The sequence below is a fragment of the Polymorphum gilvum SL003B-26A1 genome (assembly GCF_000192745.1).
Classification (GTDB): domain Bacteria; phylum Pseudomonadota; class Alphaproteobacteria; order Rhizobiales; family Stappiaceae; genus Polymorphum; species Polymorphum gilvum.
The window spans coordinates 2,466,956-2,482,889 of sequence record NC_015259.1; the positions used below are offsets into that span (position 1 = coordinate 2,466,956).

The following is a 15,934-nucleotide window of genomic DNA, read 5'->3' on the forward strand; positions in this document are numbered from 1 at the left end:
CGGTTAAATCTTCGAAATCAAACCCTGTTTCAGTCCGTGACAGAGCCGGCGTGCCGTTCAGCCGCGTCGCGCCTTTTCGGCTGCCAGCCGCTCGCGCAGGGCCCTCGCCCGCCCCGGCTTGACCTCCTGCCGGCCGCGGCCGATGGCGAGAGCGTCCGCCGGCACCGCATCGGTGACCACGCTGCCGGCCGCCACATAGGCGCCGTCGCCGAGCGCCACCGGCGCCACCAGCGTGGCGTTGGAGCCGACGAAGCAGCCCGCACCGATGGTCGTGCGGTGCTTCAGGTAGCCGTCGTAGTTGCAGGTGATGGTGCCGGCGCCGATGTTACTCTTGGCGCCAATGTCGGCATCGCCGATGTAGGTCAGGTGGTTGACCTTGGCGCCCTCGGCCACAGTCGCGTTCTTGATCTCGACAAAGTTGCCGATGTGGGTATCGGCGGCGAGTTCGGCGCCCGGCCGCAGCCGCGCGAACGGGCCGACCGTGGCATCGCGCCCGACATGTGCGCCCTCCAGGTGGCTGAAGGCGCGGATCCGCGTCCCGCCCTCGACATGGACGCCCGGCCCGAACACCACGTTCGGCTCGACGAAGACATCCGCCTCGAGCACCGTATCGTGCGAGAAGAACACCATCTCCGGCGCCTGCAGCGTGACGCCGGCGTCCATCGCCGCGCGGCGCATGCGCGCCTGGAACACCGCCTCGCAGGCCGCCAGTTGCGCGCGCGTGTTGATTCCCTGCACCTCGTCCTCGTCCGCCGTCTCGGCGACCACGGCAAGACGGCGTGCGTTGGCCAGTTCCACCGCGTCGGTGAGATAGTATTCGCCCTGGGCGTTGGCCTTGCCGATCGATCCGATCAGGTCCTCGGCGATGGCGCCGCGAAAGCCCATGATGCCGGAGTTGCAAAAGGTCACCGCCCGCTCCGCGTCGCTCGCGTCCTTCTCCTCGCGGATGGCGACCAGCCTCTCGCCCTCCATCAGGAGCCGGCCGTAACCCTGCGGCGCGCGGGCATGGAATCCGAGCACGGCCATGTCGGCGCCGCGCGCCAGCGCCGCACGCACCCGGGCGATCGCCGCCGGCGTCACCAGCGGTGTGTCGCCGAACAGCACCAGTACGTCGTCGGCCGGATCCTGGAGGGCTGCGCGCGCGGCCAGCACCGCATGCGCCGTGCCGAGCCGTTCCTGCTGCAGGTGGCACGTCGCCCCCGGCGCCAGCGCCGCGACCAGCGCCTCCAGGCGCTCCATGCCGGGACCGACCACCACGGCGATGCGCTTGCGCGAGCCATCGTCGAGCGCCTTCAGCACATGGCCGAGCATCGGCAGGTTGCCGATCGGATGCATCACCTTGGGCAGATCGGAGCGCATCCTGGTACCCAGGCCGGCGGCAAGAATGATGGCGAGAAGGCTTCGGTCGGACATGAAACACCTGTCTTCGGACACACGCGATCGGGACGCGGCAGCGTTCGCATGCCGCGATCCACAGGTCAATCGGGAGCGAACCCGCCGGCGTGGCGCGGTTTCTTGTCCGTTAACCCTAATTGCAGTCAGATGGGCGATGATAGCGACAGATTCGTCAGGGTGCGGGACAGGGACAGGTGCGCAACCGCCAGCAGAGCGATCGGCGGAACGACAAGACGGACGCAGTCAGCCGGGCACGCTTCTCCGCCGCTGCCTGGGCGTTCGCGGCCATCCTGTGCGCCGTCGTCGGCCTGTCGGCCGTGCGCTTCGCCCCCGGCCCCGGGTCGGTCGCCGACCGACTTGCCGGCATCGTGCTGCCGCCGCAGGGACCGGTCGGCGCCACCGGCACCATCTCCACCGGGACCATCGCCACCGACGGCGAGACGCTGAGCGTCGGCATCCTGCCGTCCGCCGGCGGCGTCGCCAATGCCGAGGCCAACCGGCTGCTGGAAAGCCAGATCGACACGCTCCGGCTCGAGATCGTCGCCCTGCGCCGGCGGCTCAGCGTCCTGGCCGAACAGAACCGGGCCTATTCCGACCGCCTCGCCGCGCTGGAGGCGGGCAGGCCCATTCCGCTGCCCGATGACGCTTTCCAGGCTCCCGCTGGCGGCGGAAACCCGGATGCCGTAACGCCGGTTCCTGCCCCTGCCCCGTCCTCGGTCGAGACCCTGCCGGCACCGGAGACGTCGTCCCGCTCGGCCCGCATCGCCCGACCCGAGCCTCCGGTTCCGCCGCCAGCGCCGGTGCGCATCGTCGAACTGCCCAGGCCCGACCGGGCGCCGGAAACCACAGGCTCCATCGACCCGGCCGCCATCGGCGCCGGCCCTGCCCCCTCGGCGGATCAGGCCAGGGATCTGGCCACGGATCTGGCCAAGGATCTGGCCCGCATACCCGACGAGAACCTGCCGCTGGTCATCCGGCCGCTAGACCCGGCCGGACGCATCCAGGGCGGCGCGGGCTCGGTCGGGCGCACCGATTTCGCCATCGAGATCGGCACCTACCACGGCCTGGCCGATGCCGGTGCGGCATGGTCTGAATTCGAGGCGCGCTTCGGCGACCGCATGGCGGGTCTGCGCGCGCTCGTCGCTCCGGTCGAGGGCGACGGCGCGCGCCTGCGCCTGTTGGCTGGCCCGTTCGCCAATGCCGCCGGCGCCGCGGTCGCCTGCCTGCGCCTCAGCGCCGACGCGCGCCCCTGCCGGCCGGCCTTCTTCCTCGGCGATCCGCTGCCGCCCGACGACCCGGCCGAGACGGTCAGCCGATGACGGCGAACTGGGGGAAGGTCTCCAGCAGCCAGTAGGACAGGACCGCCATCTGGCCGGTCAGGAACATCACGCCGGTCGCCACCAGCACGACGCCCATGGCCTTCTCGACCGCACCCATGTGCCGGCGGAACCGCTTCATGAAGGCCAGGAACGGCCCGGCGAACAGGGCTGCGGCGAGGAACGGGATGCCGAGGCCGAGCGCATAGGCGCTCAGCAGCAGCGCGCCCTGGGCGACCGTCTCCTCCGACCCGGCGACGAACAGGATCGCGGCCAGGATCGGCCCGACGCAGGGCGTCCAGCCGAAGGCGAAGGCGAGCCCGATCAGGTAGGCGCCGGCGAGGCCGGCCGGCTTGCGCGCCACGTGCACGCGTGCCTCGCGATACAGCAGACCGATGCGGAACACGCCGAGGAAATGCAGCCCCATGACGATGATCATGACGCCGGCGACATAGCCGAGGAACTGGATGTGCTGGGTGACGAACTGGCCGATCAGCGAAGCGCTGGCGCCGAGCAGGACGAAGACGGTCGAGAACCCGGCGACGAAGGCGAGCGCGGACAGGAACACGCGCCGGCCGGCCTCGCTCTCGCCGCCCTCGCCGGTCAGTTCCTCCAGGCTCGTGCCGGCCAGGAACCCTAGGTAGGGCGGCACCAGCGGCAGCACGCAGGGAGAAATGAAGGACAGGATGCCGGCGAACAGCGCGCCGAGCAGGGTGACGTCCTGAAGCATGTACTCGGGTCCCGATCGGTGTCGGCTGCCTTTAGAGCCGATCGGCGCGCGGATTTGAAGTGGCCAAATGGCCACGCCCCCGTCACCTTTGCGCGAGGGCGCAGCGCCGGCGGGGAAAAAGCGGGTGATGCCGGTCAATGCGGATCGGAACGTCAGGACCCCGCGAGTAGCCCGACCGGTGCTGCGATCGAACCCGGATACAGCGTTCGGCCGACGCTGGTCGCCGCGTTCGGCGGCCGTGAGCCGGGCAGTTCCGAAATCCGCGATCCCGACCGCCGAAGCCGCCAGAACCGCCAGCCTCAGACCCCGCCCGATGTGCCGCCGTCGACGACCTCGAACAGCCTGCGCATCAGCTGCGCGTCGTCGGCCCCGTCCCTGAGGCCCTGGCGCCACTGGTCAAGCACCAGGCGCAGCGGCAGCGTCTGGCGGGTGTGCGGCAGTTCGCCCATGAAACCGGCGAAGAAGGCGTCCAGAGACCTGCGGTCGACGGCCCCCTGGTCGATCAGGGCGTGGATCAGCGTCATGGTCGCGGCGATGTGACCCTTGACGAAGTCGTATTCCGCGCTGCTGATATGCGTGTCAGGCTGGTTGTCCGGCATTGGAATCCGCCATCGTCGTCAAGGTCTGTGCTGCATGCCCCGGGTGCGCCCCGCATGGCGGATCCCGCATTGCGCCTGCATCAAGACTAATGGAAATGCGTACGAATAGGCTATGAAAAAACCCGTACACGCGAATATACAGTAAATTTCGCCCGGTTGAACGTCTGATTTCTACGGCATTTCACGTATCCGAGCGCGCCAAGTCGCGGCTTTCGTTGCGCTCCCTCTACGCTCCCCTGCGCTGCCGAAGGGGAGCTGGGGGCGACTGGGGGCAACAGCCGGCAAGCGGAATTTGAGGGTTGCGCTGCGCGCCGTGTCGTCCTAAACACGGCGCCAGCCGCGGACTTGCTCCTGCGGCCGCCCTTTCGGGAGCGAGTAGCTCAGTTGGTAGAGCAACTGACTTTTAATCAGTAGGTCCAGGGTTCGAGCCCCTGCTCGCTCACCACATTTTTCCGTTTGATTTCCGTTGTATGACTGATTTGTCGAGGCGTGAACCGAGACGGAACGCAGCCGCGCGCCTTTTCGTGCGACCGGTCGCTTGGTCGCCCGCGTCGCACGGCCGCCAAATATCTGAGGAAACCCATCATCGAAAGGCCCGCTGCGACGGATCGCAGCGGGGTGATCTCTGGAAGGGTCAGGCCGGTTTGTACTCTTTCGACTTGAAGGTCACCGACTTCACCCGCGGCGTCGCGTTGGCGATCTTGCGGATGTTGCCCCAGGTATGCTTGTAGTCGGGCAGCACCAGTTCGTTCACCCCTGGATTGACCACGTTGCCCTGGCTGCCGGCCGGCGAGCCGAACACCATGGCGACATGGCCGCGTTTGGCCGTGTCGGTCGGATAGGCCATGCCCTGGGTGGCGCCGTTCTCGTTGGCGATCTCGACGAGGTCGCCGGCGCCGATGCCGAGTTCCGCCATGTCGTCGGCATTCATCTCGATGAACGGATAGGGGAAGCGATCCTGAACGAAATCGTTCTCCTGGTCGAGGAACTGGTTCTGCCAGAAGATGTTGGCACGAACGTTGTTGATCCAGAATCGGTGGTTGGCCTTCTCGCGGGCCTTGCCCGGAGCCTGCCAGCCCCGCCATCCGGCGGCGCAGAACAGCGCCTTCTTGTCCTCGCGGCCGTGACGGGTGAACTGGCCGTCCGTGTACAGGCGTTCCACGCCGATCAGCTTGCCGCCTGAGAAGCCGACGACCGGTTCCTGGACACCGTTGTTGCCCATGGCGCGCAGGCGCTCATAAGTGACGTCGGGATTGCCTTTGTGGTAGCCGTCCATGAAGGCGTCTTCCTCGGTTTCCCAGTCGTAGCCCTTGAACTGGTCGGCATAGGCGTCCCTGCCCATCTCCCTCAGCACGCGCTCCATCTTCTGGGCGATGCCGGCCGCGATCAGGCAGTCCGGCTTCGAATTGCCGTAAGGGTCCATGTAGCGCTCGGACAGCCGCAGGCGCCGTTCCCCGTTCATCGAGGTGAGGTTCATCTCGTTGGCTTCGCAGGCCGGCAGGATGACGTGCGCGTTCTGGCCGATCTGGCTGTGGATGATGTCCACGTCGACCACGAACAGGCCGCCGGCATTGACGGCGCCGACGATGGCGTCGACCAGTTGCTCCCGGCTGCCGCCGGCCGCCGCGTCCATCGCGTCCTTGACCATGTCCGCGCGGCGCTTGTGAACGCGCTTGAACTCGGACGCGTTCAGCGTCGTCTTGTGATGGTCGCAGGCCCACACGTGGTGCACCTTGCCGCCGCCTCGGATCAGCATCTGGTCGATGTATTGCGCCGGCCGGCCGACATGCGCGTCGGAGGGGCGGTAATAGCCTTCCTGGTGGCCGCCGAGCCGGCAACAGCCGCCGCCCTCGCGCCCGATGTTGCCGGTGGCGAGCGAAATGTTCACCATGGCGCCGATGGTACGGTAGTTGTCGTTGCCCCAGATGATGCCCTTTTCATAAGCGCTGACGCATTTGCGGCGGGTGCCGTCTTCCTTCGGCTTGGCGATCCACTCGGCCGCCTTGGCGATGTCGGCCTCCGCGACGCCGCAGATCTCCGCCGCCTGGGCAAGCGTCGTCCGGCAGCTCTCCATCGCGTAGTCGAGGCTGCCGAGGCCGGCCGGATGACCGTCGTCCAGCGGCTGGGCCTCGCCGTTCTGAAAGGTGTTGTTGGCGACGTATTCCCTGTCGATCCAGCCGTTGTCGACGATCTGCGTCAGGATGGCGTTGAGGACCACCATGTCGGTGCCCTCGTTGATCGCCAGATGCAGGACATTGTCCTTGCCGGCAACCTGTTCGGCCGCGTTGATCGTCACCGTGCGGCGCGGGTCGACCATGATGAATTTCGCGCCGTTGCGCATGCCCGGAACCATGTGGTTCAGGAACAGGTTCGTCTGGGTCTCGAGCGGGTTGGCGCCGACGACGAAGATCGTGTCGGTGACTTCGTAATCCTTGTAGGCATAGTTGAGTTCGTCCACGCCCATGTCGCGCGAGGAGTGCACCTCGGAATTGTAGGCTGGACGGTTGTGAATGCGGCAGTTCTTGATCTTCATGCTCTCGAAGTAGAGCTTGCCGGTCGCCCAGGTGTTCTCGTAGCCGCCGGCCGATCCGCCGTGGTCGAACATGGAAACGACGAGATCGTCCTCCGAGCCCTGCGTGACCACGCGTGCCGTGACGCGGGCGACGAGGTCGAGCGCGTCGTCCCAACTCGTCGGCTGCCAGACGCCGTTGCGCCAGACCATCGGGTCGCCGAGACGCTGCTGCTGCGTGCCGGTCACGTAGGACGGCCGGTTTTCCGCCATGCGGGCACCCCGGATCGAGCCGAGGCCGGAGTTGACGACGCAGTCATGGTCGGGAACGACCACGAGATGGACGTCCTTGCCGTTCTGGCGCACGACGTTGTACATCGACGGCGCGATCCAGGTGCCGTCCGCCGGCTGCTGTTCGGAAAGGTCGATGCCAAATGCGTTTTCCTTGGGCGTGCCCTGCTTGTTGCGCGGCCAGGTGTAGGCCTTGTAGCCGCAGCCGACGATGCAGTAGTGACAGGTCACGTTGTGGACCGTGGCGTCCTTCGGCGGGATCGGAAGCCGGTCGATTTGTCGCTTGTAAGCCATTTCCCTGCCCCTCCCGTTACAGCACGTTGGACGGCCGACCGAAGATCAGGTCGCTCGCGCCGTCCGCATAGATGTCGCCCTTGTCGTCGACCCGCAGCGTGAACTGCGGCAGGTTCTGCGTGGCGTGGCCCCAGATCTGCTGGCCGCCGGCCTCGCAGTCGAACCGCGAGAAGTGCCCGGGGCAGTTGAGCGTCCTGTCGGCGGCGTTGTAGGCCATCAGCCAGCCCTTGTGCGGGCAGAGCACGGAATAGGCGACGATGTCGCCATCGGGACCGACGCCGCCCTCGACCGGCTGGCCGAGCTTGAGCAGCACGCCCGGGCTGTCGGCATCCGGATACGCGATGTCGAGCGGTTCGTTGACCGTGAGATCGGCGACGTTGCCGAGCCGGTTCTCCGGATACTCGAGCAGGGCGCTCCCCGCAGCGGCGTCTGCAGAGCGTGGCGACATGACTGCGGCGGAGGCCGCGCCGGCGGCGGCAACGGCGCCGCCCCGCAGGAACCGGCGGCGGCCGAGATCGACCATCCTCGAACAACGTGACATGCTTTCCTCCCAAAAGGCTGTAGGCCCCGAAGGCTTAGCAAGTCCCCTGCCAATTCGATGTTTTCATATTTTTCAATAACTTGCGCTTAAAAACGTGGACTCTTCGGCCAACCTGTTCGGATTTCCGGACATGATGCGCCGCCGAGGGTTCAGGATTCCGAACGCGGCGACGGAATGCCGAGTCTGGTCATCTTCTCCCACAACGTCGTTCTGGAAATGCCGAGAAGCCGCGCGGCTTCCGTGACCTGCCCGCCGCTGGCATCCAGGGCGCGTTCGATATGCCGGCGTTCCGCCTCGTCGCGCACCCCCGACAGGGGGACGAACCCCTCCGCGACCGGCGATGGTTCGGCGCGGTCGGGAAACATGTCCTGCGGCAGGATCCGCTCCTGATTGCCGACGGCCACCGCACGCTCGACGCGATTGCGCAATTCCCTGAGGTTGCCCCGCCACGGATGACCCAGGGCCAATTCCTCCGCCATGCTGGAAAAGCCCTTGAACGTGCGGTTCTGGCTCCTGCAGGCTTCCTCGAGAAACAGTCCCATGAACCGGACGATGTCTTCGGGACGCTTCCTCAGCGGGGGAAGCTCGAGCGTCAGCACCGCAAGGCGATAGTACAGATCCTCGCGGAAGTCCCTTGCCCGGCTCGCCTCGATCAGGTCGCGATGCGTTGCGGCCACGATCCGTCCCCGGAAGGGAATCGGTCGTTCGCCGCCGATCCGATAGAAGCTGCGGTCTTCGACCAGGCGCAGGATCTTGGCCTGGAGAGCAAGGGGCATGTCGCCGATCTCGTCGAGAAACAGCGTTCCTCCTTGTGTGCGTTCCGCATAGCCGAGATGCTGACGCTCGGCGCCGGTGAATGCGCCGCGTTCGTGGCCGAAGATCTCGCTTTCGAGCAGATCCGCCGGGATCGCCGCGCAGTTAACGGCCACGAACGGCCCTTGCGCGAAAGGCGACCGCTTGTGCAGGAGCCTTGCGGTCACCTCCTTGCCAACACCGGTTTCCCCGGTGATCAGGACCGGCAGATCGTTCGGCGCATACCGGTCGAGAAGTCGTTCTGCGGCCCTCATCTGCGCCGACACGCCGAGGCGGAGCAATCCCGACGGCTCGCCGTCCCGGCTCTTCCTGGCGTTGTCGCGCACTCGCAGCAGGAATTCGTCGAAGACGAAGGGTTTGAGCAGGTAGTCGGACGCGCCGAGGCGCATCAGGCGCACGGCCTGGTCGATCTCGCCGAAGCCCGTGACGAAGAGGAACGGCGGCGCATGCCCGGCATCGAGCTTTTCGCGGTAGATGTCCTCGCCGGTCATGTCGGGCAGGCGGATGTCGCAGACCACGATGTCGGCGGTGTCCAGCGCGGCGGACCCGAGTGCCTCCCGTCCGCTCGTCCACCAGTCGACCGAACAACCCTCCAGGGCGAGGCGCTGGACGATTGCCTCTCCCATGATCGTGTCGTCCTCGATCAGTCCGACCCTGAGCGGTTCAGGCTGCATGATCAATCCCCTTGTCTGCATTGGCCAGCAGCGAGATGCGAACGGCGCTCCCGACCGGTTCGCGATCCGCGATCTCGATCGCTGCGCCGATCTCGTCGGCGATCTGGCGTACGATCCAGAGACCCAGCCCGGATCCGGTGGGCAGGGAACCGTCGGGTTCTCCGACCAGGATCCTACGGGCGTGTCGCGGCAGCCCGCCGCCCTGATCGCGCACTTCCACGACGAGTCGCCCCCGTTCGAGCGCGACCGTCATGCCGACGACGCCGCCGTCCGGCGTCGCGGCGCTGGCGTTGAGCAGCAGGTTGATGGTCGCTTGCCGGATCGGCCCCGACGGACAAGCGCAGGACATGCCGTCCGGCAGAGCGATCTGGCAATCCAGATGCTGGCCCCGCCGCCGAAGCTCGGGCATGAGCAGCACCTTCGCATCCTCGAAGTCGCTGCGGGCGATCGGTCTGGAATGCCGCTCTGGACGGTAAGTGGCAAGGGCTGCGTGCACGACGCCGGCAATGCCTTCGAGGCCTCGTTGCAGAAGGTCGAGCGAGGCGTTGCGAACGTCGGGCTTCTCCCCGTGAGCGCGAAGCGTGTCGACTGCGGTCAGCAGTCCCCCGAGGGGGTTGTTGATCTCATGGGCCATGACGGACGACAGGCGTCCGAGGCTTGCGAGCTTCTCCTCTTCCGCGAGTTTTCGCGACAAGGCCCGCCGTTCGTCGTCGGACTGCAGAAGCGAGTTGAACGCCGCGTAGAGCCGTCGCGTTTCGGCGCTGGTGCCGAACGTGTCCGCCGCGTCGATTCGTCTGGGATGGCCGTCTGCCGCCTCGATCATGTGGCTCTCGAGCACCTGCATCGGCCGGATCATCCGTCGCACGGTCAGGAAGCCGGTCAGGGACAGCAGGCCGGTCAGTACCGTATTTGTCAGGACCAGCGTGACCAGAACCTCCCGCCGTTCGCGCAACAGCGGCGCCGCGTCGAAAACGGTGTAAATTCGTCCGATCGCCTGGTCCTGATAGACGATGTCGCGCTTGAGATAGGCCAGCCCGCGCATCGGATCCACGCGGATCGTCGTCCCGGAAAAGCGGTCTCGGAGCCCCCCGAAGATCGGTTCCAGGCTCGGGTGGCTGGCGGGATTCGTCGCCGCCAGCACAACGTCGACAGGGGTCGTGACGATCGTCTCCGCCGGCAGGATGTCGGTGTTCACCGGATGCAGGCGCTCGAGGGCGTCGAAGATCTCCCAGGCATCCTCCCGCAGGACGGAGGGAGAGATCGAGGCGGTCACGCCGTCCAGATAGGAGGTCGCTGCACGCTGAAGATAGGCCTCCTGCATCGACCCGAGGCGATCGAGAACGCGCTCGGTGATGATCACGGACACCGCGATCATCAGGAGCGTGACCGCGAGCGGCACGCGCCAGGTCAGGGGCAGCCGGTTCAGTCGGGCACCGATGCTCACAAGCCCCCCCCTCAGCAAGGCCACCTTTGCGGCGATTCCATCGAAGAGATGATCCTGCGGTGCGCCGAAGCCGCTGAGCCTGAGCATGTCGAGCACCTTGCGCCCCTGGTCCGAGCGGGTCATGTCCAGCAACGCCTTCGCCAGGGCCCTGATCACCGGCGTGCCCGCGCGTCTAGCGCTTGTCGCGATCGGCGGAAAGCCGAGCCACTCTGATTTTCTCAGGATCCTTGTCCTGCCGACAAGCTCCGGCTCCAGGTCCCGCATCACTTCCCAGACATAGCCGTCGACGCTTCCGGACTGCGCCAGGTTCGCGGCGACGGCCCGGATGACGTTTCGGTGCCCGTAGGTGAACAGGGTCTTGCGGAAGAAGGTTTCCGGGTCGAGGCCCTCTTCGTGCATGAGGGTGCGCGTGACCAGATAGCCGGAGTTCGAATCCGGATCGGAAAAGGCGTGGACGTCGCCGCGCAGGTCACGAATGGTTTCGCCCTGACGCTCCCTGGTTACGATCAGATAGGATTGATAGAGCGGCCTGCCATTCCATTCCGGGATGGCGACCAGATCGAGGTCGCTGCGGTACTGGATGAAGGGGTAGCCGCAAATCCACGCCGCGTCGAGCTGTCCGGAAATCAGCAGCGACGTGACTTCCTGGTAGGTCCGGCGGGTGACCAGTTCGACCTCATGACCGGTCGAGGCCGCAAGATAGGATCGCAGCGCAGCCAGGATCTGAAGATCGTTGCTCAGGAAGACAGGCGTCAGGCCGAAACGGAGCGTCTGGCGCTCGGCAGCCAGAATCGATTTCGGATTGTGCGAGACAGTTGCAGCCAACCCGCCCAATATCACTTGCCGCCGCGATATCCGGCGACGTGCAGACGCCCGGCGACAATCCGGCACGATACTCCTCCCCTTTGACACCAGAGTAGCGGCCCGGGCGCGCCGTTTTCAATCGAGTCGTTCCGCGCCGTCCGGCAGACGGCGAAACCTGCGTGAAACTGCGCATTTACAGCGCTCGGAACTACGAATAAATATGCAAATGCGCATATACGCATGAGCGATAGGAAAGAAGGTCATGGATATTGTCGCCGTCCTGGCTGCCCTCGCCGAACCCACCCGACTCGCCGCTATCGGCCTCCTGTCGGACGGAAGCGAGCATTGCGTCTGCGAGCTCATGAAGAGGCTCGACGCGACGCAGAGCCGGATGTCGCGGCACATGCAGGTGCTCAAGCAGGCCGGACTCGTGGTCGACCGCCGCGATGCCCAATGGGTGCGCTACCGTCTGAACCTCGATGCCACGCCGGAAATCCTGCGCATCGTGGAGGCGGTTCAAGCCGCCGTCCGCGCCGCCAACGAGGAAAGGAGGGCTGCATGACCGCCGAGACCGACACGCCCGCCCCCCGCGCGCTGCCCGACTGGCTCTGGTATGCGGGCGTTCCCGTCGCAGCTGTCGTCTGGTGGCTTGCCTATGACAACCTGATCCCGTTTTCGGAAGGGGTGACGTCGCTGCTCCCCGTCGCGCGTGACAGCCACACCGGCGAAGCGATCGCCTTTTTCGTTTACGACGTGCCCAAGGTGCTCCTGCTGCTGACGCTGATCGTCTTTGTCACCGGCGTCTTGCGCAGCTGGTTCAGTCCGGAACGGACCCGCGCCATCCTGGCCGGGCGGCGCGCGATCTGGGGCTACCCGCTGGCCGCTTTGCTGGGCGTGCTGACGCCCTTCTGCTCCTGCTCGTCGGTACCGCTGTTCATCGGCTTCGTCTCGGCGGGGATTCCGCTGGGCGTCACCTTCTCCTTCTTGATCGCCGGGCCGATGGTCGGGCCGGTCGGGCTCGGTCTGCTCTATGGCCTCGTCGGCTGGCAGGTCGCCACGATCTACCTCGTCTTCGGCTTCACCATCGCCACGGTGGCGGGCTGGGTGCTGGGGCGGTTCCGGCTGGAGCGGTATCTGCAGGACTGGGTGCGCGAGTTGAACGCCGGTGCCGTCGTCGACCTGCCCGATCAGCGCCTGACCCTTGTCGACCGGCTGAAGATCGGCGTCGATCAGGTGCGCGAGATCGTCGGCAAGGTCTGGATCTGGGTCGTCGTGGGCATTTCCATCGGCGCGCTGATCCACGGCTACGTGCCCGAGGCGATGATGCTGGCGATCATGGGCGGTGACGCCTGGTGGTCCGTGCCGGCCGCCGTCGTCGTGGGCGTGCCGATGTACACCAACGCCGCCGGCGTCATCCCGATCGTCGAGGCTCTGCTCGGCAAGGGCGCCGCCCTGGGCACGGTCCTTGCCTTCATGATGTCGGTCATCGCGCTCAGCCTGCCCGAGATGATCATCCTCAGGCAGGTGCTGACCCTGCGCCTGATCGCCATCTTCATCGCCGTGGTCGGCGCCGGCATCCTCGCCACCGGCTTCCTGTTCAACGCAATCCTGTAAGAGAGAAGCACGATGAAATCCGTCAAGGTCTACGGTCCCGGCTGCAAGCGCTGCGAGACCGCCGAAACCATGGTCAAGGCCGCCGCCGAGCGCCTCGGCATCGAGGTCGAAGTCGAGAAGGTGACCGACCCGAGATCCATCGCCATGGCGGGGGTCATGTCGACGCCAGGCATCTCCGTCGATGGCAAGCTGGTGCACGCGGGCGGACTGCCCGACGCGGCCCGACTGAACGAGTGGCTTTCGGCATGATCGGTCGTCTGGTTGCCGCTGCAACGCTCTTCCTGCCGTCGTTGACTGCAGCGGGAGCGCTCGAAATCCAGCCGGTGACCGACGGTGTTTAGGCACTGGTCGGCGAAAAGGAACAGCGCAGTCCGGAAAACCTCGCCAACAATGCCACCCTCGGGGTCATCGAGACTGCCGACGGCGTCGTTCTGGTCAATCCGGGCGGCTCGTGGAAGGGCGCCGAAGCGATCCACGAGGTCCTGAAAACGCTGACCGTCAAGCCGGTGACCCATGTCATCGACACCGGCGGTCAGGATCACCGCTGGCTTGGCAACGGCTATTGGAAGGCGCAAGGGGCGCGGATCGTCGCCTCGCGGCCTGCCGTCGACGACCAGAAGGCGCGCGGCAGCCTGCAGATGACGGCGCTTCGCCAGCTCATCGACGACCGGCTCGCCGGCACCGAGCCGGTGTACGCGGATATCGTCTTCGAGGATCGATACGACCTCGAAACCGGCGGCATCCGGCTCGAGATCTTTCACCCCGGCCCCGCGCATACGCCCGGCGACAGCTTCGTCCTGCTGCCGGCGAAAGGCGTCGTCTTCACCGGCGACATCGTCTACGTGGAACGCATTCTGGGCGTGAGCGAGCAAAGCTCGATCAAGGAGTGGCCTTCGACCTTCGAGGCGGTGGAGCGGACCGGCGCCGGCCATGTCGTGCCCGGTCATGGTCATGCGACCACCATGGCCCGGGCCCGGGCCGACACCTACGACTATCTGGTCAACCTGCGGGACAGGATCGCCGAACACATCGAAAACGGCGGCGACATCCTCGGTTCGGTGGAGGTCGACCAGTCGGCCTTTGTTCATCTCGAACAGTTCGACAGCCTCGCGCGACGCAACGCGCAAACCGCGTTCCAGCAGATGGAATGGGACTAGCGGCCGCGGATCATGCCACCATCGACGCGGATCGAGGATCCGGTGACGTAGCTCGCCTGGTCGCTGGCCAGGAACACGCAGACGGCGGCGAACTCCTCCGGCCGGCCGTAGCGCCCGACCGGGATGTCGCGGCGCGAGGCGTCCTGGACCGTTTCGATCGGCGTGCCGCTCTGGCGGGCCTTCAGGCCGTCCAGTTCGCGCACCCGGTCGGTGTCGATGCGGCCGGGCAGCACCATGTTGACGGTGACGCCCTGGGGCGCGACCTCGGCGGCCAGCGTCTTGGACCAGCCCGCAATCGCCGAACGGACGCCGTTCGACAGCGCCAGGTTCGGGATCGGCTGCTCGATGCCCGACGAGCCGACCGTGATGATCCGCCCCCACCTGCGCGCGATCATACCCTCCAACGCGGCGTCGGTGATCTCGAAGATCGGGGTTGCCATCGCCTCGAAGGCGGCGAGCCAGCTTTCCCGCGACTGGCCCATGGCCGGACCGGCCTTGGGGCCGCCGGAGTTGTTGACCAGGATGTCGACGCCGCCGTCGGCCTTGAGCCGCTCGATCAGCGCGGCGACCGACGTCCGTTCGGCAAGATCCACGGCGACCGGCTCGATGCCGGCCGACGCGGCGATCGTGACGGCCGAGCGGGCCGCCGCCAGCACCTGCACGCCTTCCGCGGCCAGGCCGCGGGCAATGGAAGCGCCGAGCCCCCGGCTGGCACCGAGCACCAGCGCCTTCTTGCCCGAAATCCCGAGGTCCATCAGCCCAGTGCCTCCAGTTTGCGCTGCTGGCGCGCGATCAGGAATTCGACCTCGGCGATCGCCGCGGCATTGAGGGGTACCGCCGGCCGGCGCTGGGCCACGCTGGCGATGGCGCCGCGCCTGGCGAGCACGTATTTGCGCACGGCGAGCCCGGCGCCGGGCTGCTGTTCGTAGCGCATCAGCGGCAGATAGGCGTCGAACAGGTCCTGGGCGGCATCGTGTGCGCCCTCGGCGCTGAGCCGGCAGACCCCGACCATCATCTCCGGATAGGCGAAGCCGGTCATGGCGCCGTCCGCGCCGCGGCGCAGTTCCTCGACCAGGAACAGGCCACCGTTGCCGCACAGGATCGAGACCCGGCGGCGCCCCCTCGCCTCGGCGTCGCGCAGGTCCGAGATCTTCTGCAGGCCCGGCCAGTCCTCGTGCTTCAGCATGACGATGCTCGGATGCGCCTCGAAGATCGCGCCGAGCGTCTTCGGCGCGATCTGCACGCCGGTGGTCAGCGGATAGTCCTGCAGCACCAGCGGCACCTCGGTGCCGATCGTCTCGACCACGGTGCGGTAATAGCCGGCGATCTGGTCGTCGGTCCTGAGCGACGACGGCGGCGCGACCATGACGCCGGCCGCGCCGAGGTCCATGACCGCCTTGGTGAGTTCGCCGATCGCGGCGAGTCCGGGCGCGGACACGCCGACCACGACGGGCCTGCCGCCCGCGCGGGCGAGCGTGCGCCGCGTCACCTCGATCGCCTCGGACTGGGTCAGCTTGGGCGCCTCGCCCATGATGCCGAGGATGGTCAGGCCGTCGGCGCCCTTGTCGAAATAAAAGTCGACCATGCTGTCGACGCTGGCGTGATCGATCGCGCCGTCGTCCCTGAACGGCGTGACGGCGATGACGAAGACGCCTTTGGTGTTCGCGGTGATGAGCGGCACTGTCTACTCCATTATGCCTCGGACCAGGGAAACGATCGAACGCCCGCCCCACAGAGTCGGTCGGAGCCTCCC

Annotated in this window: 14 protein-coding genes and 1 tRNA gene; 6 read left to right on the forward strand and 9 right to left on the reverse strand. The window is 66.8% G+C overall.

All coding sequences use genetic code 11. The annotated features are described in order from the left end of the window. Positions 1–57 precede the first annotated feature (57 nt). The gene (glmU, locus tag SL003B_RS11775; RefSeq protein ID WP_013653069.1) at positions 58–1,413 is read right to left on the reverse strand and encodes a bifunctional UDP-N-acetylglucosamine diphosphorylase/glucosamine-1-phosphate N-acetyltransferase GlmU; all 1,356 of its coding nucleotides are present in this window, start codon (positions 1,411–1,413) and stop codon (positions 58–60) included. A 176-nt stretch (positions 1,414–1,589) separates the two neighbouring features. On the opposite strand from glmU, the gene SL003B_RS11780 reads away from it, so the two are divergent. Further along, positions 1,590–2,714 (forward strand): SPOR domain-containing protein, encoded by a 1,125-nt coding sequence (locus tag SL003B_RS11780; protein ID WP_013653070.1) that lies wholly within the window; start codon positions 1,590–1,592, stop codon positions 2,712–2,714. Here SL003B_RS11780 and SL003B_RS11785 read toward each other — a convergent pair. Next, entirely contained in the window at positions 2,704–3,441 is a 738-nt protein-coding gene (locus SL003B_RS11785; protein ID WP_013653071.1) for a cytochrome c biogenesis CcdA family protein, read from the reverse strand. The two genes, SL003B_RS11780 and SL003B_RS11785, sit on opposite strands and share 11 nt — an antisense overlap. 299 nt (positions 3,442–3,740) lie before the next feature. Continuing rightward, entirely contained in the window at positions 3,741–4,040 is a 300-nt protein-coding gene (locus tag SL003B_RS11790) for a hypothetical protein (protein ID WP_013653072.1), read from the reverse strand. Positions 4,041–4,409: 369 nt separating this feature from the next. Here SL003B_RS11790 and SL003B_RS11795 point away from each other — a divergent pair. Next, positions 4,410–4,485: transfer RNA gene (locus tag SL003B_RS11795), tRNA-Lys, on the forward strand. Between the two features lie 189 nt (positions 4,486–4,674). On the opposite strand, the gene SL003B_RS11800 is transcribed toward SL003B_RS11795, so the two are convergent. The 4 genes from SL003B_RS11800 to SL003B_RS22340 form a co-directional block, all read right to left on the reverse strand. Continuing rightward, entirely contained in the window at positions 4,675–7,134 is a 2,460-nt protein-coding gene (locus tag SL003B_RS11800; protein WP_013653073.1) for an arsenate reductase (azurin) large subunit, read from the reverse strand. Positions 7,135–7,150: 16 nt separating this feature from the next. Next, on the reverse strand, positions 7,151–7,675 hold the full coding sequence (locus SL003B_RS11805) for an arsenate reductase (azurin) small subunit (protein ID WP_013653074.1): 525 nt from the start codon (positions 7,673–7,675) through the stop codon (positions 7,151–7,153). A 149-nt stretch (positions 7,676–7,824) separates the two neighbouring features. Then, positions 7,825–9,162, reverse strand: coding sequence for a sigma-54-dependent transcriptional regulator (locus SL003B_RS11810; RefSeq protein WP_013653075.1), 1,338 nt, complete (start codon positions 9,160–9,162; stop codon positions 7,825–7,827). Beyond that, positions 9,152–11,431, reverse strand: coding sequence for a PhnD/SsuA/transferrin family substrate-binding protein (locus SL003B_RS22340; RefSeq protein ID WP_013653076.1), 2,280 nt, complete (start codon positions 11,429–11,431; stop codon positions 9,152–9,154). Before SL003B_RS22340 ends, SL003B_RS11810 begins: the two co-directional genes overlap by 11 nt. A 241-nt stretch (positions 11,432–11,672) precedes the next feature. Between SL003B_RS22340 and SL003B_RS11820 the strand changes: the two genes are divergently transcribed. From SL003B_RS11820 to SL003B_RS11835, 4 genes are all read left to right on the forward strand, one after another. Then, positions 11,673–11,972, forward strand: a complete 300-nt coding sequence (locus SL003B_RS11820; RefSeq protein WP_041375508.1) for an ArsR/SmtB family transcription factor — start codon at positions 11,673–11,675, stop codon at positions 11,970–11,972. Beyond that, positions 11,969–13,024 (forward strand): permease, encoded by a 1,056-nt coding sequence (locus SL003B_RS11825; protein ID WP_013653078.1) that lies wholly within the window; start codon positions 11,969–11,971, stop codon positions 13,022–13,024. The genes SL003B_RS11820 and SL003B_RS11825 overlap by 4 nt, the downstream gene beginning before the upstream one ends. A gap of 12 nt (positions 13,025–13,036) precedes the next feature. Continuing rightward, the gene (locus SL003B_RS11830) at positions 13,037–13,273 is read left to right on the forward strand and encodes a thioredoxin family protein (RefSeq protein WP_013653079.1); all 237 of its coding nucleotides are present in this window, start codon (positions 13,037–13,039) and stop codon (positions 13,271–13,273) included. A gap of 158 nt (positions 13,274–13,431) precedes the next feature. After that, positions 13,432–14,181 carry an MBL fold metallo-hydrolase gene (locus SL003B_RS11835; RefSeq protein WP_277914628.1) on the forward strand — a complete coding sequence of 250 codons (750 nt, stop codon included), beginning with the start codon at positions 13,432–13,434 and terminating at the stop codon, positions 14,179–14,181. Here the strand turns inward: SL003B_RS11835 and SL003B_RS11840 are convergent. After that, positions 14,178–14,936, reverse strand: a complete 759-nt coding sequence (locus SL003B_RS11840) for an SDR family oxidoreductase (protein WP_013653081.1) — start codon at positions 14,934–14,936, stop codon at positions 14,178–14,180. The two genes, SL003B_RS11835 and SL003B_RS11840, sit on opposite strands and share 4 nt — an antisense overlap. Further along, a complete protein-coding gene (locus SL003B_RS11845) occupies positions 14,936–15,862 on the reverse strand; it encodes a dihydrodipicolinate synthase family protein (RefSeq protein WP_013653082.1) in 927 nt (308 codons plus the stop codon). The genes SL003B_RS11840 and SL003B_RS11845 overlap by 1 nt, the downstream gene beginning before the upstream one ends. Positions 15,863–15,934: the final 72 nt, after the last annotated feature.